Annotated in this window: 25 protein-coding genes; 24 read left to right on the forward strand and 1 reads right to left on the reverse strand. The window is 42.2% G+C overall.

Annotation, left to right across the window (positions count from 1 at the left end; genetic code table 11):
• Positions 1–74 precede the first annotated feature (74 nt).
• From rpsP to LPTSP_RS03325, 11 genes are all read left to right on the forward strand, one after another.
• On the forward strand, positions 75–341 hold the full coding sequence (rpsP, locus tag LPTSP_RS03275) for a 30S ribosomal protein S16 (RefSeq protein WP_108927398.1): 267 nt from the start codon (positions 75–77) through the stop codon (positions 339–341).
• Positions 341–571, forward strand: a complete 231-nt coding sequence (locus LPTSP_RS03280; protein ID WP_008591501.1) for a KH domain-containing protein — start codon at positions 341–343, stop codon at positions 569–571. The genes rpsP and LPTSP_RS03280 overlap by 1 nt, the downstream gene beginning before the upstream one ends.
• Positions 564–1082 carry a ribosome maturation factor RimM gene (gene rimM, locus LPTSP_RS03285; protein ID WP_108927399.1) on the forward strand — a complete coding sequence of 173 codons (519 nt, stop codon included), beginning with the start codon at positions 564–566 and terminating at the stop codon, positions 1080–1082. The genes LPTSP_RS03280 and rimM overlap by 8 nt, the downstream gene beginning before the upstream one ends.
• Positions 1072–1740: a tRNA (guanosine(37)-N1)-methyltransferase TrmD gene (gene trmD / locus LPTSP_RS03290; protein ID WP_108927400.1), complete on the forward strand. Its 669-nt coding sequence runs from the start codon at positions 1072–1074 to the stop codon at positions 1738–1740. The genes rimM and trmD overlap by 11 nt, the downstream gene beginning before the upstream one ends.
• The gene (gene rplS / locus LPTSP_RS03295; protein WP_108927401.1) at positions 1737–2162 is read left to right on the forward strand and encodes a 50S ribosomal protein L19; all 426 of its coding nucleotides are present in this window, start codon (positions 1737–1739) and stop codon (positions 2160–2162) included. The genes trmD and rplS overlap by 4 nt, the downstream gene beginning before the upstream one ends.
• 80 nt (positions 2163–2242) lie before the next feature.
• Entirely contained in the window at positions 2243–2935 is a 693-nt protein-coding gene (locus LPTSP_RS03300; RefSeq protein WP_108927402.1) for a ribonuclease HII, read from the forward strand.
• Positions 2904–3710 carry a hypothetical protein gene (locus LPTSP_RS03305; protein WP_108927403.1) on the forward strand — a complete coding sequence of 269 codons (807 nt, stop codon included), beginning with the start codon at positions 2904–2906 and terminating at the stop codon, positions 3708–3710. Before LPTSP_RS03300 ends, LPTSP_RS03305 begins: the two co-directional genes overlap by 32 nt.
• Entirely contained in the window at positions 3698–3961 is a 264-nt protein-coding gene (locus LPTSP_RS03310) for an EscU/YscU/HrcU family type III secretion system export apparatus switch protein (protein WP_174704417.1), read from the forward strand. The genes LPTSP_RS03305 and LPTSP_RS03310 overlap by 13 nt, the downstream gene beginning before the upstream one ends.
• Positions 3962–3974: 13 nt before the next feature.
• Positions 3975–5159 (forward strand): HD-GYP domain-containing protein, encoded by a 1185-nt coding sequence (locus LPTSP_RS03315; protein ID WP_108927404.1) that lies wholly within the window; start codon positions 3975–3977, stop codon positions 5157–5159.
• 69 nt (positions 5160–5228) lie between these two features.
• Positions 5229–5588, forward strand: coding sequence for a YraN family protein (locus LPTSP_RS03320; RefSeq protein WP_108927405.1), 360 nt, complete (start codon positions 5229–5231; stop codon positions 5586–5588).
• A gap of 94 nt (positions 5589–5682) precedes the next feature.
• Positions 5683–5880 (forward strand): hypothetical protein, encoded by a 198-nt coding sequence (locus tag LPTSP_RS03325; protein WP_008590301.1) that lies wholly within the window; start codon positions 5683–5685, stop codon positions 5878–5880.
• 30 nt (positions 5881–5910) lie between these two features.
• Here LPTSP_RS03325 and LPTSP_RS03330 read toward each other — a convergent pair whose 3' ends face one another.
• Positions 5911–7446 carry a YifB family Mg chelatase-like AAA ATPase gene (locus tag LPTSP_RS03330; protein WP_108927406.1) on the reverse strand — a complete coding sequence of 512 codons (1536 nt, stop codon included), beginning with the start codon at positions 7444–7446 and terminating at the stop codon, positions 5911–5913.
• A gap of 82 nt (positions 7447–7528) precedes the next feature.
• Between LPTSP_RS03330 and LPTSP_RS03335 the strand changes: the two genes are divergently transcribed.
• From LPTSP_RS03335 to LPTSP_RS03395, 13 genes are all read left to right on the forward strand, one after another.
• Complete coding sequence (locus LPTSP_RS03335) at positions 7529–7903, forward strand: type II secretion system-associated lipoprotein (protein ID WP_108927407.1); 375 nt, start codon at positions 7529–7531, stop codon at positions 7901–7903.
• Positions 7872–8885, forward strand: a complete 1014-nt coding sequence (locus tag LPTSP_RS03340) for a M23 family metallopeptidase (RefSeq protein WP_217350165.1) — start codon at positions 7872–7874, stop codon at positions 8883–8885. Before LPTSP_RS03335 ends, LPTSP_RS03340 begins: the two co-directional genes overlap by 32 nt.
• 84 nt (positions 8886–8969) lie before the next feature.
• Positions 8970–9863, forward strand: a complete 894-nt coding sequence (locus LPTSP_RS03345) for a general secretion pathway protein GspC (RefSeq protein ID WP_108927409.1) — start codon at positions 8970–8972, stop codon at positions 9861–9863.
• A gap of 7 nt (positions 9864–9870) precedes the next feature.
• Positions 9871–11661: a type II secretion system secretin GspD gene (gene gspD / locus LPTSP_RS03350; protein WP_108927410.1), complete on the forward strand. Its 1791-nt coding sequence runs from the start codon at positions 9871–9873 to the stop codon at positions 11659–11661.
• A 4-nt stretch (positions 11662–11665) separates the two neighbouring features.
• Entirely contained in the window at positions 11666–13339 is a 1674-nt protein-coding gene (gene gspE, locus LPTSP_RS03355; RefSeq protein ID WP_108927411.1) for a type II secretion system ATPase GspE, read from the forward strand.
• Between the two features lie 11 nt (positions 13340–13350).
• Entirely contained in the window at positions 13351–14577 is a 1227-nt protein-coding gene (locus tag LPTSP_RS03360; RefSeq protein WP_108927412.1) for a type II secretion system F family protein, read from the forward strand.
• A 23-nt stretch (positions 14578–14600) separates the two neighbouring features.
• A complete protein-coding gene (locus tag LPTSP_RS03365) occupies positions 14601–15083 on the forward strand; it encodes a type II secretion system protein GspG (protein ID WP_108927413.1) in 483 nt (160 codons plus the stop codon).
• 5 nt (positions 15084–15088) lie between these two features.
• Entirely contained in the window at positions 15089–15658 is a 570-nt protein-coding gene (locus LPTSP_RS03370) for a type II secretion system protein (RefSeq protein ID WP_108927414.1), read from the forward strand.
• Positions 15639–16187 carry a prepilin-type cleavage/methylation domain-containing protein gene (locus LPTSP_RS03375; RefSeq protein WP_108927415.1) on the forward strand — a complete coding sequence of 183 codons (549 nt, stop codon included), beginning with the start codon at positions 15639–15641 and terminating at the stop codon, positions 16185–16187. Before LPTSP_RS03370 ends, LPTSP_RS03375 begins: the two co-directional genes overlap by 20 nt.
• A gap of 1 nt (position 16188) precedes the next feature.
• On the forward strand, positions 16189–16884 hold the full coding sequence (locus tag LPTSP_RS03380) for a type II secretion system protein (protein ID WP_108927416.1): 696 nt from the start codon (positions 16189–16191) through the stop codon (positions 16882–16884).
• A complete protein-coding gene (locus LPTSP_RS03385; RefSeq protein WP_108927417.1) occupies positions 16881–18011 on the forward strand; it encodes a type II secretion system minor pseudopilin in 1131 nt (376 codons plus the stop codon). Before LPTSP_RS03380 ends, LPTSP_RS03385 begins: the two co-directional genes overlap by 4 nt.
• Positions 18011–19627 carry a pilus assembly protein PilM gene (pilM, locus tag LPTSP_RS03390; RefSeq protein ID WP_108927418.1) on the forward strand — a complete coding sequence of 539 codons (1617 nt, stop codon included), beginning with the start codon at positions 18011–18013 and terminating at the stop codon, positions 19625–19627. Before LPTSP_RS03385 ends, pilM begins: the two co-directional genes overlap by 1 nt.
• A gap of 12 nt (positions 19628–19639) precedes the next feature.
• Positions 19640–20170 (forward strand): hypothetical protein, encoded by a 531-nt coding sequence (locus LPTSP_RS03395; protein ID WP_108927419.1) that lies wholly within the window; start codon positions 19640–19642, stop codon positions 20168–20170.
• The last annotated feature ends 1 nt before the right edge of the window (position 20171 follow it).

Consider the following 20171-nt stretch of genomic DNA (forward strand, 5'->3'; position numbering starts at 1 on the left):
TTCCACGAAATTATGGCGTATTAGGGCAAACTCATGCAGTGAGCCCATCCTTATTTATTCGAAGGAATTTTACTTTGGTTAAGATCAGACTACAAAGAACCGGAGCCAAAAACAACCCTCACTACCGGGTAGTGGCTGCAGATGCCCGTTCCCCTAGAGACGGTAAATTTATCGATATTCTCGGACACTATCACCCAGCAGAGGTGAAAGGCCAAACAACCCTGAATAAAGAGAAAATTTTAGGCTGGCTCAGCAAAGGTGCTCAACCTACCGGAACCGTTCTGAACCTCATTAAACACGAGGGAATCTGGGCGGAATATAAGCAATCCCTGAAGAAGTAATGGAAGAGCTGATCCGCTATATCGTTACTTCTCTAGTAGATCATCCGGAGGAGATTTCCGTAAAGGAAATTGAGGGCGACGAACAAACCGTCCTAGAACTCCGGGTTTCCCCTAAGGATGTGGGGAAAGTGATCGGCAAGAATGGTAGGATCGCTAAGTCCTTAAGAGCGATCTTGACCGCAGCCTCCATTAAAGCCGGAAAAAATTTCTCCTTAGAAATTATTGACTGAGACTCGTATCCTAACCGGACATTTAGGAAAACCCTTCGGATTGAAGGGTTTTGTCCGATTGGTTGCAGAGGACAGTTCCGTTCCGCAACTTAAATTTCCTATCCAAGCCATCCTAGAATTTCCTTCTCGGGACCCTGTGCCTGTTAAGATACTTAAATCCACACTACAAGCAGGAAAGATACTTCTGCAATTAGAAGGGATCAACTCTCCGGAAGACGCTTCTTCCTTAACCGGTGGAAAACTTTATATAGATAGATCTCATTTTCCTAAATCCAAGAACGAAGAATATTATCTATTCGAACTGAAAGGTCTGAAAGCAATCTCTGAAGACGGAAAAGAACTTGGTTGGGAATTAGTAGACATTTTAGAAAATCCGGCACATTCTATCTTAGTCTTTCAAACAGAAGATTCCGAGATGTTAGTTCCTTATGTGGAAAAACATGTAGGAAAAGTATTCTTAGAAGAAGGCAAGATCGTCTTAAAAAGTCCTGAGGATTGGAATGAAATTTAATTTTATTACCTTATTCCCCTCCAAAATCCAGGCTTACTTTTCGGAAGGACTACAGGAGAAGGCAATCCAAAAGGGAGTGTTCTCTGTAAACATTGTACATCTAAGAGACTTCTCCAATAATAAACATCTAAAGGTAGACGACACACCTTATGGAGGAGGTCCAGGAATGCTCTTAAAAGTTGAGCCTATAGACCTGGCCTTAAAATCATTAGGAGAAGATAGAGGACTAGTAATTCTTACGGCTCCCTCCGGAATTCCATTCGATCAGAACGTCGCGGAGAAATTATCCAAGCTGCAAAAACCGATCACTCTTATTTCAGGATATTATGAAGGAGTGGATCATAGGGTAACTGAGCATCTTGTTGACATAGAACTGTCCCTTGGAAATTATGTAATTTCAGCCGGAGATTTGGCAAGCCTCTGTATAACAGATGCTGTGTCCAGGCTTTTGCCCGGCTTTTTAGGCGACCGAGAGAGCCTAGAAGAAGAATCTCATAACGAAAGGGATGTTTTAGAATATCCACAATATACGAAACCTTCAGAGTATAATGGCTGGAAGGTTCCAGACATTCTCTTGGGCGGAAACCACGCGGCGATAGAATCTTGGCGCAATGCCAATCGAAAGAAAGTCGACCCTGATATTACGAGGAATTTATGAAAGAACTTTTAAAAAGCGGACTTCCTACAGAAGCAAACCGTACCCTGAATTTCAACGTAGGGGATACTGTTAAGGTCCATTATAAAATCCAAGAATCCGGCAAAGAAAGGGTCCAGGTATACGAAGGAGTTGTGATTTCCATCTCCAACGGCGGAAACGGAAAATCTTTCACCGTTCGTAGGATTTCTTACGATGTGGGTGTAGAGAGAGTATTCCCACTTTATTCTCCTCGTATCGCTAAAATTGAACTAGTACGTAAAGGTAAGGTTCGTCGTTCTAAACTGTTCTTCTTAAGAGAACGTTCCGGAAAATCTGCTCGTATTCGCGAGTTGAAAGGCGGAAAAGTTTTAGTAGCAGAAGATAGAAAACGCCAAACTGCCGAAGAAGCTAAGGCGAGCGCGCCAGCTGCTACTGCAGAATAAGAACCTTTTTTAAAAGCGGCAGACTACTACTCTCTGCCGTATTCTCTCCTCCTTCTCTTTTTTACTTCTCCTTAAAGCCAATGCCTCTCGTAAATTTCGAACCGGAAGAATTGAAATTTTTTCCAGACCATCTTCCATGCGGAATAGACGAAGCTGGGCGAGGTCCATATGCAGGCCCCTTGTCTGTAGGAATGGTATTATTTACACCGGAGGTTCTGGAAAAGATCTATACGGGACAGATCTTAAAAGGATTAAACGATTCTAAAAAGCTCAGCGAATCAAAACGTGAATCTTTGTTTCAAGAGATCACAGAAACTGCCCACAAAGTCGCCCATGCATTCTTATCCCATAACTATATAGATCGTTACGGGATCAACAGAGCGGTATTAGAAGGTATACTGAAATGTTATAGAAAGGGCTCCGAAGCTCCGATAGAGAATACCGGAAGAAAACTTCTGCTCTTAATAGACGGAAACTATAATTTTTCCAAATACAAGGAATCGGAACAGGTAAAACGCCAGTCTTACTATTATAAAAAAGGGGATTCTAGGATCGCGAGTATCGCGGCCGCATCCATCATTGCAAAAGTAAAACGGGATCGTTTTATGAAAGCGATTGCTTCCAAGTTTCCAGGTTATGGATTCGAGGCGCATAAAGGATACGGAAGCGCGGGACATGAAGATGCAATCCGGACCCTGGGACTAGCAAGAATCCACAGAAGGTCTTTCACTAAAAAATTCCATGCTTCCCATTCCTCCTCCCAATCCGATTGATAAGAACCAGAGTCCTCAGGTCCGAAAAACGGACAGGGTCCCAGAATCACATCAAATCTCTCTTGTAATCAATTCTTCCAATAAACTAGTTAACCCCGAACTATTCGAAGGAGAATCCAAAGAGGCTCCATTTTTTAGGGTTTGGGTGAAAGAAGGTACCAGAGATGGAAAAGCAAAACTTGTCTGGAAGGGAGAAACATTAGAAGCCGAAACTAAGACTAATCTTCTTACAGGAGAACAATTACTTTTATCTCGAACTTTATCCGACAGAGGCTCCGAATGGAAAATACAAGAAAGGAAACTAACGTTAGAAGCGGATGATTCCAAAATTTTTTCTCCTTTAGAAAAAGGGCTCACAGGGGTTTTGGAGAAAGTACTACATAAAGAAGAAGGTCCTGTTTCCGAAGACAGCATTTTGTCCTTCTTGAAGAGTTATTTTCCTCATTTCGAATGGAAATCAGAGACTCCCTATTTCGAGTGGGAATGGGAAGGTGGAAATGCGGAAGGCTATTTGGGCGGAACCGATCCGGGTCGAATATTTGTGCTCTTTATGGAGACTAAAGAAGACGGCCCGAGTTTGTACAGATTCCATTGGAAAAAAGAAGATGCGTCGGACCTGATTCTAACCGCTATTTATACTAGTTCTAAATTGTACTTGCATATAGGTCGGAATCGTAAAAAATTTATGCAGTTCTTGGAAGAATCGGGAGTTAGATTCCAGGAACTCAGGATACAATATAAGCCCTCTTTACAGAGAAGGGAATGGACTGCGTGAAATTCGGAATAGCTCTAAAGTTTACACCGGACGAAAATAAAGGCCCCAAGATCCTAGCTAAGGGAGAAGGTCTTTTAGGTGAAAAGATCAAGGGTGTGGCAAAGAGACACGGAGTTCCGATAGTGGAGGATGCTCCTTTGGCCGAGGCACTTTCTCCGATACCGGTGGGTCAAGAAATCCCGGAAAATTTATACAGAGCGGTTGCGGGTGTTTTTGCTTTCGTACTCAGCCAAAAAGCGGAAGCAAATTAAGGGAATTTGAAAAATGAAAAAATTGAACGTGTCCGAATTGAAGCCGGGTATGAGATTCACAAAGCCCGTATATCTGGACAAAGAAAATCTGTTCATCACTTCCAATACTCCGATCACTGATTCGGACTTGGAACGTTTGAAAAGATTCGGGATCACCGAGGTATTGACCCACGGAGATCTCCTGGTAATAGATGTGGATCCTGAAAGATTGGAAACCCAATTAGAGGATTTTATCATCAGTACGATCGTAGACGAGGACCTTCTTCCTTTAAAAGGTATCTACGATAGCTTGAATCGTATTAAGGTACAATTTTCCAATCTATACAAAAACACTTTTGCATTAGTACAAGACGTTTATCGAAAAGTTGCGGACGATAAGGTATTCGATTTTGGTCCAGTGAGAGAACAAGGTGAGGCATTGGCCGACTTTGTGAGGACCCATAATAATCTTTCGTATCTGATCTTGGGAATGAATAATCCTGGGTATTATCTATATAACCAGATCACTACTTCCACATTCTATGCTCTCATCATAGGAAAACTTCTGGACTTCTCCCGACCTAAAATGGTGGATCTCGCGATTTCCTGTTTAGTAGCGGATGTGGGAATGACAAAGGTACCTGCGACCATTTCCGAAAAAACGGACCAGCTCACCGACGAAGAATACAAATCCATCCTAAAGCATACGATCATAGGATACCAGGTACTTACTCAGAGAGTCAAAATTAAAAACAGTTTGGCCGTTGTGGCTCTACAACACCATGAACGTTTTGATGGAAAGGGGTATCCCCAAAAGATCGCAGCCACTGCGATAGAGGAGAATGCCAGGATCTATGCGATTGCGGACAATTTTTCCGCTCTTATTACAAACAGACCTCATAGACAAAGAATACTTCCTCACGAAGCAATCAAATCCATGATCAGTATGGATGTAGGTAAGTTTGATCTAAAGATCGTACGAACATTCTTGAATCAGGTTTCCTTGTATCCTGTGGGTTCTTGTGTGGAACTTTCCGATAAAAGAGTGGGAGTCGTTCTTGCAGCAAATGCGGACAAACCTTTAAGGCCTTCTATCCGTATTATAAAAGACGAATATGGAACATTTGTTAGAAACCTGATCTTGATAGATCTGGTAAAAGAGAATCATCTGTTTATCGTCAAGGCATTAGATCTACAGGAAGCCACTGCAAATTCTTAATTTTTTGGGATCTATACTTTTGGATCAAAAAAGTTCTCTCAATTCTTCTTTTCTAAAACAGGTCTCTGTATGGGACCTAACTCTAAGCGAAGAGTATTAAAAGGAAAAGATGGAGAAAATCTAGCCACGGAACTTCTTCGTAAACAAGGTCATAAAATTCTAGAAAGAAACTTTCGGATCAGAAGGGGAGAAATCGACATAATCAGTGAGAAAGAAAACGTCCTCTATTTTACGGAAGTGAAGTACTGGGCTAAAACATCTCCACTTCACCCTCTGGAAATATTCGATCCGACAAAGATCCGCAGAATGAAAACGGCAGCGGGGTATTATTTGAGCAAGAACGTTTCCTTTAGAGATCATTTTGTCTCCTTCTCTCTGGCCCTTATTACCGAAAAAAGGGAACTGAAATATTATCTTAATCTATTCTAAAACAATCGTTAAGCGATTTGAAAAACGAGTCGATTTTCGAATTGTCTGCGGGTTCTCAAGGATGAGGACCTTAAATCGTTACAAGGAAGTAACTATGAAAAGCATCCAAATTCTCGGCAACTTGGCCGGGTCCGACCCGTTCGGACCGGACCCAGTGATTCTGAGAAAACGAGGAGTTCCGATCAAAAAGCGGAAATTCGAGGACTATAAGAAGAAGATCGAAGACGAAAACTACATTGATTTCGCAATCGATAAGATCGCTATGGAACTCTCGCATTTCCTGTCAAAGTAACCACAAAAATAAAACCGTCGAAAGAACAAGTTAGGTTACGGCCCTGTTTTCCGGAAACCATCCGGAATTCAGGAAAACAAGGGCCTCCTCTAAATTCCTCAAAAGTACTTCCTCCGAACCTTCCAAATCTGCAATCGTCCTTGCCACTTTCCTAAAATGAGCGACCTTACGAATGCTAAACTTTTGTAAGCCGACAGCCCTCCAAAAATAAGTTTCGCATTCCTTGGAAAGAGGGATCATTCTTTCCACTTCTTCTCCTCTTAATCTTCCGTTGTATAATTTACCTGTTTCTCTGAATAATCTACGGTATTGTATATCCGAAGCTGATTGGATGGAATCTCGGATAGATTTTAGATTTATGGAAACCTTCTCCCCATCGGAGAGCCCTGAAAAACCTATATGATAGAATATTTCGATCCGATCTAAAAATGGTCCGCTAAAGGAGGACTGGTAATTTCGGACGTTTGAAACGCTGCAGTTACATTCCTTTATAAGGGTTTGGTAATATCCACATGGACAAGGATTGGTGGCTCCTATGAACAAAAAGGAAGCAGGGTAGGTGATAGAACCATTGATCCGTGAGATCGTAATTTTCCCTTCTTCCATCGGTTCTCTTAACGCTTGTAAATTCCTAGAATGGAATTCTGAAAGTTCATCTAAGAATAGGATCCCATTTCCAGCTAGGGAAACTTCTCCCATTTTTAAACTGCTAGAACCTCCAACCAATGAAATATCGGAAGTTGTATGATGAGGACTTCTAAAAGGTCTTTCTACTTCTGTATCGGATAGATTCTCTTGTAAGGAACGGATGCCTAATAATTCGATCCCTTCTTTCTCTCGGATCTTAGGAAGAAATCCATGCGCTAATTTAGCAAGCATTGTCTTTCCTGCGCCTGGAGGCCCTGAAAGTAAACAATGATGGAATCCAGCGCTTGCAATTTGAATGGCGCGTATCGCAGGCAATTGACTTTTATGAAATTCAGATTTCCAGGGAAGAACTTCGGATTTGATCCTTATACTTCCTTTTGGCTCCGGCTGTATTTTTCCTTTAGCTAAGGAGACTAAATCTTTCAGATGAGAGATTGCATAGATTGGAATTTTTTCCAGGATAGAAGCTTCTTTCCTATTTTCAAAAGGAACAACTGCCGCAGTAAAACCTTTACTCTCCAATCCGAAAAGTATAGGAAGAATTCCTTTCAAAGGTTTTACAGTTCCGTCGAGCCCCACTTCGCCAAGGAAAAGAAATTGTTCTAGTTTTTCAGAACTAGGTAGCTGCTCTGTGAGATATAAGATCCCGGCAGCAATGGGAAGATCTAAGTATGTCCCTTCCTTTTTTCTGCCGGCAGGCGCTAAATGGACCAGAATATTCTGAAGAGAATATTCAAATCCGCTGTTCTCAATTGCTATCCTGATCCTATCTGAGGATTCTTTGATCGCGGGGCTCGGAAGTCCTGTAATCAGGAACCTTGGGATGCCTCTTTTGATATTGATCTCTACAGATACCGGAAATGGTTGTATTCCCTCCAGGGAAGCCCCCAGAAATTTGGTCAGTTTACATGTCTCCATAATCGGGACAGGTGCGGAAAAATTCAGACCTCTCGCTTTTTTTCTAAAAACTAGTTTATCACTTCCGGACCTTCAGTAACTTATGCATGAAATGGTGCGATTCTTCGCTTTTTTACTGGCCCTATTTACCATACAGTGTGGAGCCAGACTGATCAAAAAAGAGAAGTTATCTGAGATCAACGAGCATTACCAGGATAAGATATACAGCCTTAAAAAAGACACAAAAGTCTCCATGACCGAAACTTTTAAGAAGGGAATGTTGGTCCGAATCTACATCGAATCGACTCCTTCCCTGATTAAAGTGAAATGTTTCCCTGCGGACCAGAAAAGGGAACATGCAATCGGCAGGCTGATCGCCTATCAGGTGAATGAAGATCTAGAGAAAAAGACCATCAGTATAGAGGATTTGGATAAGATCGTTGCAAATGAGCTCACGGAATATAAAAAGAAAAAGTAGCCGTCGTTCCCCCCTAGGTTCAAGAAGGCATCCCGACGCAGCCGATATTAAATATGTGAAACGGACGATTCTTTGCCTTCCCATTATATCCGCCATGCTTACCTCGTCTTTATCGGCCGATCCGCTCAAAAATTACGAAAACGCGATCAACGATTACGCGAATAAGGACTCTTCTTTTTTTACAGACAAGGAAGAGCGTAAGATCAAACAATTATTCTCTCAATCCCCGGAAGAATGGGAAGAAGACAAATATTCTTCTCTTAGCTATCATAAGGACAAATCCAATCTAGAGCTTCCTTCTTTTATTAGCATCAATCCAATTGTTTCGTCTAAGATTGTTAGCCAAAGCGGCTTTATCATAAAATCCTATATTGTAAAACCTAAAGATACATTATTCAGGATCGCTAAGGCCTTAAAGACTACTGCCGCTAAAATTTCAGAAGCAAACGGTCTAAACAAAGGTTCCGTTCTAAAAGTGGGACAAAGTTTAAGCGTTCCTGTTAAGGTTGGAAATGCTTCTCGCCAGAAAATAGAATACAAAAGAGTATTCATTACTCCTGTCTTAGGAGCTAGATTCTCTTCCAGATACGGTAAAAGAAAAGATCCGTTCCACACAGGTGGAGGTGGTTACCATACTGGGATAGATATGGCTGGCCCTCAAGGAGCACCAATACTCGCTTCCGCAGACGGCGTAGTAAGTTTTGCCGGAGTGAATGGTGGTTACGGAAACTCAGTCATAGTAGATCATCCAAACGGTTATAGGACCATGTATGCGCATTGCGCTAAAATTACAGTGGAAGAGGGAACGAAAGTGAGAGCAGGGACGGTCATAGGTGCCGTAGGTCGCACAGGCTCCGCTACAGGTTCTCATCTCCATTTCGAGGTGTTCTATAACGGAAAAAGGATCAATCCTGAGGTGGCGCTTAGGAAGACCTTAAAAATTGTTACGAACCTGGACCCAGGCAAAGTAGCGAAACTTTAAGCGATCATCTTTCGATAAGCCGGGACCAACATTTTTGGAGCCGGCTTTTTTAGAATGATTCCGTGAGAATATCCGAAGGGCGCAATGAACGCAATTTTTATCGAATTCAGAAAACATACATTCTATGTTCTGATCCCTGTCGTGATATTTTTTTCCTTCTCTCTGGCATATCTTTGTAGAGGGATACTTCTACTTTTTCTGACCCCGAATGTGCAGACAGGTTCCTCAACAGCAGCTCCCAGAAGACCCGTGGCTGAAAATTCTATCACAGTCGAAATGTCCAAGGAGATGGTAACTGGTTCTTTGTTCAGGGGAAGTTTAGCTCCTCCTCCGGGAGAAGTTCCTGCAGGTGCGGACGGAACTCCTGGAGCTCCTCCGGATACTGGAGAAGGGGAAGAAATGAGAGTGACCGGGACTTTAAGCGGCCACTGGAGTTTTGCCAGAGTAACTATTTTAGAAAAAGGGAAACAAAACGCGGAAGAATTCGCAATGGGAGAAGCAGTGGGCGGATACAAGGTAAAGTCCATTCTCCTGAACCATGTAGTCTTGGAAAAAGGAGGCCAGTCTCTCAAAGTAGAGATAGGCCAAACACCTGGCGAAGCTAGGGCCAAATTAGGTGCTCAGGCAGATGTCCCTGGAGGACCGCCTGCTGCTGATACGGTCCGTAAAATTCTGTCCAGACAGGACGTGAATAGAAAATTAGCGAACGTAGCTGAACTTTATAAGGGAAAATTCGGTCCTTATTTGGAAAATAACACGATTGCGGGATACAAAATTTACAGCATAGGCAGCGATCATATTTTTTATTCTCTGGGAGCTAGAACCGGAGATGTGGTGCGGCGGGTAAACGGAATGCCATTAAACGATACGGTGAAAATGATGGAGATATGGAATTCCCTGAAAACGGCCGATAAAGTATCCGTAGACGTAGAGAGAATGGGCAAGATACTGTCCTACGAATTCATCATCCGGAATTAAAGATTAAATGCGCAAAATAGATTTACGATCCAGATATTTGAGAAACGCGGCCTTCGCGTTCTTACTTCTTCTTTCGGTGAACGAAGGTTTACTCTCCCAGGCTTCCAAAAAAGGAAGTAAGAGAAATACTGCCCCAACCGCGGAAGATACAAAGGAAAAAACCTTTTATGCCAACTGGAGAGATACTGAACTTAATGATTTTCTAAAAGGGATGAGCGCGATCCTAAAGAAAAACATTCTTTTGGATGAAAGTTTAAAAGGTAAGAAGATCACGATCATCTCCCAAAAAGAGATCCCTGTCAAAAACGCATTTCCATTTATGAAGGCGGTTTTGGAATCCATGGGATTCGCGGTCGTGGAAGAAGTAGACCTGATCACTATCGTAAAATTGAAGGATGCACTTGCTAGATCTCCTTACGTGAGAGTGGGTAAAGATCCTATCCCAGAAACGGAAGCATTAGATAATCGTATTATTACACAGATCATTCCGGTAGAAAATGTAAAACCGGAAGAATTGGAACCGATCCTAAAAAGATTAACTTCTCCCAATACAGATATTATTGTTTATAGAAATACAAATACGATCGTTCTTTCCGGTTCTACCGCAGACATCAATAAATTACTCACTTTAGTAAACGAGTTGGATGTAAGACCGGATGAAACCAGTCCTGGAGCGATTGCCTCTGCTGGTGATGTTCATATTTATACATTAGAATTCAGTGAAGCGGAGAAGATTGCCGCGACTCTGATCAAATTAGATAATCCTATGGTAGGAGATCTTCCTATTCCAAGTGGAGCGCCTGGAGCTCCACCTCCACCTGCTCCTAAGGTAGAAAAGATTAAGGCAGTAGCTCATAAGGAGTCCAACTCGGTTATCGTTACAGCTACTGAAGCGGAATGGAACGAGATCCGTAAGATTATCCGAGTTCTGGACTCTGCAAGAAAGCAGGTCCTATTGGAGGTTTTGATCGTAGAACTCTCTTCCACCGATACGAATGACTTCGGTATCGACTGGAGATTCCAAGGACAGGGACCTTATAGCCAGTTCAATTCAGGACTTGCGAAAGAAGGTAATATTATCAACTCAAGCGGTAGGATCAATCCAAACCTGAACACGTTATCCGGCTTCTCTCTCGGTTTCGTACAAGCGGGTGCTCAACAGATCTTAGGGATTTTGAGTGCCAACCAAGGAAATGAGAATTTCAACGTATTATCCGCTCCTCAAGTATTGACCTTGGACAACCAAGAGGCGGAGATCAACGTAGGACAGGACGTTCCAGTCAGGACCCAAAGTCGTAACGCAGGTTTGGGCGGTGCAAACGCGGTGACAGTAGACAACTACGAATATCGTCCAACCGGTATTAAATTAAAATTCACTCCTCACGTTAATAAGAATAACCGAATCACTTTAGATCTTTTGCAAGAGATCAAAAATATCGCCTCCATCGCACTTGCCGGAGGTAACCCAACTTTTAATAGAAGGGAAGTAAAAACCACAATTACGATCGATAATCGACAGACGATCGTGATCGGGGGTTTGATCTCCAACGACAAACAAAAACGTCTGATCAAGATCCCATTATTGGGAGATATTCCTTATCTAGGTTGGATCTTTCGCAGGACCACGGAACAATTAAAAAAGACCAATTTAATGGTTTTTATCACCCCGCACATCTTGGACAATCGTGAACTTGCTGATAAGATGACTGTTAAGAAGAAACTACAACAGGAAAGATACGAAATCGAAAGGGAAAGGGTTCTAAACAAAGAAGCCACCATCAAGGAACGCGGAGAATAATACAGTGAAAACTCTAGGTGATATTCTCGTAGAAGACGGGGTCATATCTTCCAAGGATCTGGAAGACTCTCTCAAACTACAGAAAAAGAATCATTTACCTCTAGGACATATTCTTCAAAAAAAAGGGATCGCAGGAGAAGTAGACGTTCTGAAGGCGATGGCCCGCCTCTACAAAATGGAATTCCGGGAAAAACTGGAATTCAAGGGAATGGAAGAAGTTTACGACCGTATCCCTCTTAAACTGATCCAAAAAAGTAAAATAGTTCCTTTCGAACTAACTAAGAAGAACGTAAAGATCGCGATTTCCGATCCTACGGATCTTCACCCGATGGATGATGTACGTTCTGCATTAAAAGAATTTAAAGTAGATTTCATACTCGCACCTGAACCTGAGGTGATGAGACTTATCCATTCCCAGTTCGACACTACTTCCGCAGCTGCGAAAGATATGTTGAATGAAATGGAAGGTAGCTTCTCGGAACTAGCAGAAGGTTTCGATAACGAGACAATAGACCTTTCGGACGACGCTCCTATCATCAAGATGGTGAACGTGATCCTCTCTCAAGCAGTAAACGAAAGAGCTTCGGATATACACATAGAGCCGTACGAAAAAAGCCTCGTGGTCCGGTACAGGATAGACGGTATTCTTCATAATGTATTAACACCTCCCAAGTCTTATCATGCAGGGATCACGTCCCGTATAAAGATCATGTCCAACCTGAATATCGCGGAGAACAGATTACCTCAGGATGGTAGGATCAAGCTCAGACTTGCAGGAAAGGACGTGGATATCCGGGTTTCCACAATTCCTTGTCAGTTCGGAGAACGTATCGTTATGCGTCTCTTGAACAAAACAGACCAGAAATATTCCTTGGAAACTATGGGATTTTATCCGGATCTGATCAAGACACTTCGCACTCTTATTTACGAACCACACGGTATTATCTTAGTGACTGGTCCTACTGGATCCGGAAAATCCACCACATTATATTCTGCTTTAACCGAGCTGAATACGGAAGAAAGAAACATCATTACCTGCGAAGACCCAGTGGAATACCAGATAGACGGTGTTTCTCAAATGCAGATGCAAGAAAAGATAGGACTTACATTTGCGACAGGCCTCCGAGCCATTCTACGTCAGGACCCGGACGTGATCATGGTGGGGGAGATCCGGGACGAGGAAACTGCTAGGATCGCGATCCAAGCTTCCTTAACAGGTCACTTGGTATTTTCCACTTTGCACACGAATGACGCAGCTTCTGCAGCTACAAGACTTGTGGATATGGGGATTGAACCTTATCTGATCACATCTACTGTTTTAGGTTTTATGGCCCAAAGGCTTGTAAGAACTATATGCAAAGAATGTAAAACTTCTTATAAACCTACTCCTCAGGAATTGGAGTCCATCGGAATTTCCAAAAAGGAACTGAAAGGCGGAGTCTTGTATAAGGGCAAGGGCTGTTCTCATTGTATGAATACCGGGTTTAAAGGAAGAACAGGAATTTATGAACTTCTGATCATAGACAGTAAGATCAAAAATGCGATCCTTGCCGGATCGGATACAAATAAGATCAATGATGTTGCCTTAGAAAGCGGATTCGCTACTATGAGAGATTATGGGATCCGAAAAGTATTGGATGGAGTTACCACCCCGGACGAAGTTCTAAGGGTTACTTAAGTTTTCCTTCCATGGCGCTTTATACTTATACTGCATTTAACAAAAAGGGAAAAGAAGAAAAGGGGATTATAGATGCCCCCAATATCCAATCCGCAAGAGCCAAACTTAAAAGCAAAGGTTTTTACGTTCGTCAAATTTCCGAAGATGCGGAAAGAAAGGACAGAGAACTTTTTCCATTCTTAGCTAGACTTCTCTATCGTGTTCCTAAAAAGATCATAGGTCTTTTTTCCAGACAATTAGGAACTCTTTTGGGTGCAGGTATCCCTCTAGACAAATCCCTTTCGAATATCATCGAACAAACTGATCATGAAGTTTTTCGCAAAGTTGTGATCGCAATGCAAGCGGATATTACTGAAGGAAGTTCCTTATCCGATTCGATGAGAAAACATCCGGATATATTTCCGAACCAGTATCCATCGCTCGTTTCCGTGGGAGAAAGAACAGGTGACTACGAAACCGCACTCATGCGTCTTGCGGAGATGGAAGAAAAAAACCTTCAACTAAAAGGAAAGGTCACCACCGCACTCGTCTATCCTGGAATTATTTTCTGCCTCTTACAGATCGTGATCATTTTCCTTCTCACCACAGTTGTTCCCCAGATCGAACACTTATTCGTAGAATTTAACGCAACACTTCCTGTAATCACTCGGATCGTGATCGGAAGTTCCAGGATCTTAACAGGCTACTGGTTCTTGATCTTCCCGATGATTGGTGCCGGAATTGTGGGCTTCTTCTTTTATAAATCCACTCCGGAAGGGAAGGAAAAATGGGAGAAGTTCGTTCTTAGGATACCGATTATCCGAACGCTCAATAAAAAAGTACTAATATCCAATTTTGCCCGGAACTTAGGGATCCTTCTGACAAATAGGGTTCCCTTGATCATTTCTCTCCAAATTGTTGAACAGATCGTTAACCATTCCGTTTTCGGCCAGGAAATACGGAACGCATGTGAAAGAATTCGAGAAGGAGAGAAACTTTCCGCTGCATTCACTGGGTCAGAGATATTGCCGCAACTAGTCTTAGGTATGATGTCGGCTGGAGAAGTTTCCGACAGGGTCCCGGAGATGTTGAACAAGCTCGCGGAGATCTACGACCAAGAAGTGGATTCTGCTTTGAAAAACGCGACCCAAGCGATCGAACCTCTGATGCTTGTTTTTATGGGTTTTGCGATCGGTATCATTATGGCGGCGATCATCGTTCCGATGTTCAGCTTGACCCAGAATTTACAAGGTATATAACAATAGAAATAGGAGAACCGACTTTGAAAACGGGAAACAAACGGAGAAAAGGATTCACTCTTATCGAATTAGCGATCGTCGTCGCCATTTTAGGTGCTTTGATGACTATCATTCTTGTCAGTGTGGATTTCGGTGGAGTGAGCATCGAAACCGCAAAGATGAAGATCAAAAAAGATAAACAGGAACTTAGATTACATTTGGAAAGATACGCTTCCAAATTTGGAAGTTATCCGAGTGAAGAGCAAGGCCTAGACGCGTTAGTAGAAAGACCGACTACCGGAGAAATTCCTGAGACCTGGATCCCTATGGTAAGCAGCAAGGATTCTATCAACGACCCTTGGAAAAACCCATACAAACTCAGATATGACGGAGCAGGTGAGATCCAGATCATTACTTTTGGTCAGGACAAAACAGAAGGTGGAGAAGGTTTAAATTCAGACTTCGATATCACTAAAGAAGAACAATATCCGGCTCAATTCACTTCTGCATCCGGCGCTAAAAAATAAACCCAATGGGCCCAAGAGCGAAAGGCCGGATCCGTTCCGGCTTCACATTGATCGAATTGGGAGTCGCAGTATTCCTGATCGGAGTGATGTTCGCTCTTGTGCTTCCTTCCTTAGTTAATTTACTCACACCAGGCGCCCAAGAAGAAGCAATGTTATTGCATGACGTTGTGAACTTCTGCTTCAGAAGGGCGAAGATCAATCAAAGAACTGTCTATCTACAGTTAAACGTGGATACGGAAACTTATACCATTATAGACATGGAAAGGGACGAGACAGGCTTGAAAGAAGTTCCGGTCTTCAAAGACAGAGAACTTCCCGGTTCTTCAGCGATCGTGGATGTGATGGATGGAAGGGGTTATAGATACAATACTGGAAAGATCCGCATTCCATTCTCTCCTATGGCGGTAGCGGAAGATTTTTATATCCATTTAGGTCCGGATCCGGAGATCACAAGAACGCTGATTATCAAACGTTACGGTGGGAAATCGGAAATAGAGGACGGGGAAGTTGTAGTCTCCAAGGAACAATTGGAAGAATACAAACGTAGCGAGCAATATGGCACGAGTAAGTTTTAAAAGACAGAATCCTCTTAAAAAGAGACAGGGTTTTACTATTTTAGAAATGACCTTGGCGTTTGCGCTCGCCGCCGGTTGGCTTCTTTATGTACTAATGGTAGTTTCCGAAGGGATTCGACTCAAAAAAGTGGCAGCTCTCCAAATAGAAGCCACTCATTTAGCAAAAATTAAAATGGCCCAGATAGATTCCGCCACCATTCTACAAGCGGACACAAGTTCTGGAGACATTCCAGGTTACAAAGACTGGAAATTTACCACAATCATCAAAGAAGAGAACTTGGATCTTCTGAAAATGGCCGGAAAAGAAAGCGGCAAAAAGCCAGAGGATTTACTGGGAGGTACAAATTCCAGTATGAACCAGCTGATCGCAAAACGAACCGGTAATAACCAAGGTTCCGCAACAGGCGGACTTATCGCAGTATTTCATATTTATGTAACGATAGAATATCCTACAGGCGGAAGGGATAACCAAGGAATTCCAGTAAAGGAACAATACACGATCGAGACCTATAAGGCGAGAATGAACTGATATGGGACCTTCTTCTTTACATTCAGTTTTTCTTAAGCTTCTTCGAAAAAGAAGAAGATCCGGATTTACGTTAATAGAATTAACTATAGTCGCAGCATTACTAGGCGTTCTGCTCGGAATGGTATTCGGGACCTATGCAACCATACTAAAAGTCACCCGGCCCACATCAGGCTCGGAAGGTGTGGATAGAGAAAAAGCGATCTCTGTGATCGAAAATATTCGAAGCACTTTGACCATGACATTTTATTTCCAAACCGAAAAAAACCTAGTCTTCGTGAGTAGAAAAGGACGCAAATCTGAAGATGGGCCAAGACATCCGGGTGAAAGTACCAAGGATCATTTTATAGTATTCGCTGCAGTCCACCCTAACTCGGAAGAAGTTGCTCTTCCTGAAGTAAGAGAAGTAGAATATTATCTAAAACAAAAAGACGGTACCGATTATTATAAATTGATGAGAAGAGAAGATGAGATCGTGGACAAGTATCCTTTCGTAGGCGGACAAGAATACGAGTTATTAGATAATGTAAAATCTCTCTCCTTTAAATTTTCCAAAACAGGAAAGGAATGGGAAGAAGAATGGGATTCTTTCCAAAGAAAAAGTATCCCTCGTCTTATCAGAATAGAGATCATTGCGAACATGGGAAATAAGGAAAGACGTTTTGAAACTCTTGCCTTCCCAGGGATGCTTATGAAATGAATTCGGGTTTGGGTCTAAAAGGCAGAAGATTCTCCAGAAGAAGGGGAGCCATCGTACTGCTCCTAGTCGGAGGAATAGGTGTCGCCGCCTTAACTACCACTTTGGATTTTGCAGAAAGATCCATGGCAGAGTATAAAATTTCCCAAGGTGAAATGTCAGGATTCAAGGCTTCTCTTTTGGCGAAGGCGGGATTCCAAGGAGCTTTGGCCGCACTTAGAAAAATCCCAGAAGAACAATTGTACCAATCCGGGATAGGCCTAAATCCGCCACCGGTCCCAATGGGAGGAGGATGGATCTACTACAAGATCCAGGGAGAAGACGGAAAAATTAATCTGAATTCTATCTTCAACGCTGATACAAAGGAACTGAATTTAAGAAACCAAGAAATGGCCCAAAGACTTCTGGAACGTTTGGGAATGAAGAGGGACCTTTTTAATCCGGTAATAGATTGGTTAGATGATGATAGTCAGGGGAATTTCGAAATTTCTTATTATGAAAAACTGACTCCGCCTAGAAAGATTAAAAACGCATACATGTATTCTCTTTCCGAGCTTACCTCGGTGAAAGGTTTCGATCCTAAAATAGTGTATGGCTCCCAAAAACCTCCGGACTATGAGCAAAAATATTCCAAGGATTTTATGTCCGACGAGGAAAAAAGCCTGATCGGAGAGTCCGATTTCGTACTGGCAAATAATTTGACCGCATTTGTTCCCTTCCAGAGAAACTACGACGATAGAATCAACTTGAACGCCGCACCGTACTTCGTTTTAATGTCTCTATCCGATTTTATGAACCGCCAGTCCGTTCTTCAGATCATGAAAATGAAAATAAAAAAAGGCGGCTATCTGAAGGAAATCAAAGATCTGGAAACCATCCCTGAATTCCAAGTGCCTTCTGTGGGCGGGCTTTCCCTCTATAAAGAATTAGCAGGAGAAGGAACCGACGTCTCCGGTGGAAGGATCAAAACAAAGGGTGAAATATTCCGGATCAGCGCGGTCGGAGAAGTAGAAAGAAACTATAATAGTAAAAAAAGTTCCGATGTTATGAAAGGCCCTAAAATCGTCCGTAGGATCACCGGAATTTTTGACCTGACCAATAACCTGATGCTATATTATAGAGAAGATTAATGTTCTTATACGAAAAGTTTTTAACCGTAGATTACGGTACTAATTCCGTTAAGGGTGCGCTGTTCCAAAGAGTGGCGGGTAATTTGACCCTACTTCGGGCGGAATCCATGCCTATTTCCAGAATGGAAGAAAAAGAGTACGAAACAAACGTACTTCGTTTTATTAATACATATTTTGCAGAAGAACATGCAATCGTACTTTCTCTTTCTCTAGACAAACTTTTTGTAAGAGAGATCTCCATTCCATTAACAACCGAAAAAGCCGTTCGAGAAGTTATCCCTTTCGAGATAGAAAGCAGAGTCCCTTTTCCGATGGAAACCGTAGAAGTATTAGGCTCGGTTTGGAGAATCGACCAGGAAAAGTCGGATGTAATTACTTATGCCGCTCATCATTCCGAATTTGATACATTAGCTTCTCCTTTTCTGGAATCAAGCTTAGTGTTCCGTGGGATCTTTGTGGATTCCGTATGTTTAGGTTCAGTTATCTCCAAACATTTACATAAAGAGATCCAATTCGCAAACGTTGCCCAGTTGGATATTGGCGGTAAAAAATCCATTTTGAATGTGACCAAGGACGGAAAGATCGCACATACTCGTTTTCTTTCCGTGGGCGGAGACACTCTTACCGAAGAAATTTCCAAAGCATTAAAGATCCCTAAGGATAAAGCTGAGTCCTTAAAAACCAGTATCCAATTCGAACCTTTCCATTCTCCGGAAGACGGTCTGAATTTATTTGCAAAAGAATACAAACTCAAAGTTGCAGATATCAAAAAAGCATTTGCGATCACTCAGGAATTTTTTACATCCCTAGGCGAAGAAGTCCGCAGGAGTTTCCTTTCTTTAGAAGAAACTGAAAGACCGGAAGCTGTTTATCTTTCTGGAGAGGGAAGTAAGGTCAGAGATCTGGAATCCTTTTTAGGAGAAAACCTGGGAATCCAAGCCAGAAGATACGATTTTTTAAGCGCCGACCCGGACAGATTTGCTACTTGTTATGGGATGGCGTATCATCTGATCCAATCCAAAAAATCTAAAATAGATTTTTTGGAAACTCCTTATGTCAAACGGCTTAACAAGAACTTATTCGATATCGCTATATTCAAACCTCATATTATCTTGAGTTCTGTTTCGTTCGTTCTTTTGATCGGAGTATTTTTCTTAGGAATTATTTCTGATAAAAGAAAACTAGCCGCTGCCAACAAGATCCTGGCTGAAAAAGTAAAATCCAGCACCGGTTCTAGTGTCCCTTCCAACAGGGATCCAATAGAGTTTGCAAAAAGTCTAAGGGACGGTGCTGAGAGAAAAACGGAACTATACAGAAAATACCTTTCTAAACCGAGCGTGTTGGATGTACTACATGAAATTTCCTTAAAGTTCCCCGATCCAGGAATGCAGCCTTTCTTGTTCCAAAGTATCACTTATGATAACGGTTCAGTATCCATCCAAGGTGCGGTAAACGAGATCTCAGAAATCGGAAAAGTACAGGATTCCCTGGCCCGTTCTCCCATGTTCAAAAACGTAAAATTAGATAGTAACCGTCCGAATTTCGGACTCAAAACATTTAAAGTCTCCTTTGTGATTAAAATGGAGGTGACCTCTAAAATCGAAGAGAACGATTAAGAGGGACCGTCTATGTGGCAAAAATTACAGCCTAGAGAAAAACTTTTATTAATCATAGCCGCTGGCTTGATCTTAGTCCTGCTGCTATTCTTGGTAGTTCGTAAAATTTACAGACTTAGAACGGATCTTTCCGAGACAGTCAATAATACTCCCGGACTCGCGGCCCAGTTGGACAAAACAATCTCTGACTATTTATTTTTCAGATCCCTGGAAAATGTGAACACAGGGGAGAATGACCAGAGTGCATTCGCAGCAAAGTTGGAAAGGATCTTTTCCGATAATGGCGTAAAGGATAGAATTTCCACGATGAGGCCTATCCCTGCAAAAGCGATCGACAAAGGGAAATACCAAGTAATCGTTTTTGAGGTGAATTTAAGAGGTGTGCCTCTGGAAAACGTTATGTCCGTATTGTATGATATAGATAAGGGCAATAAGGTAAATGCAAGGGTGGAATATTTCCAAACCAATAAACCTTACCAAGACAAAAATACCTACGACGTGAACATGAAAATCGCGGCCTATAGTGTCGCTCCTGGAAAATAAG

The organism is Leptospira johnsonii (assembly GCF_003112675.1).
Taxonomy (GTDB): Bacteria; Spirochaetota; Leptospiria; order Leptospirales; family Leptospiraceae; genus Leptospira_B; species Leptospira_B johnsonii.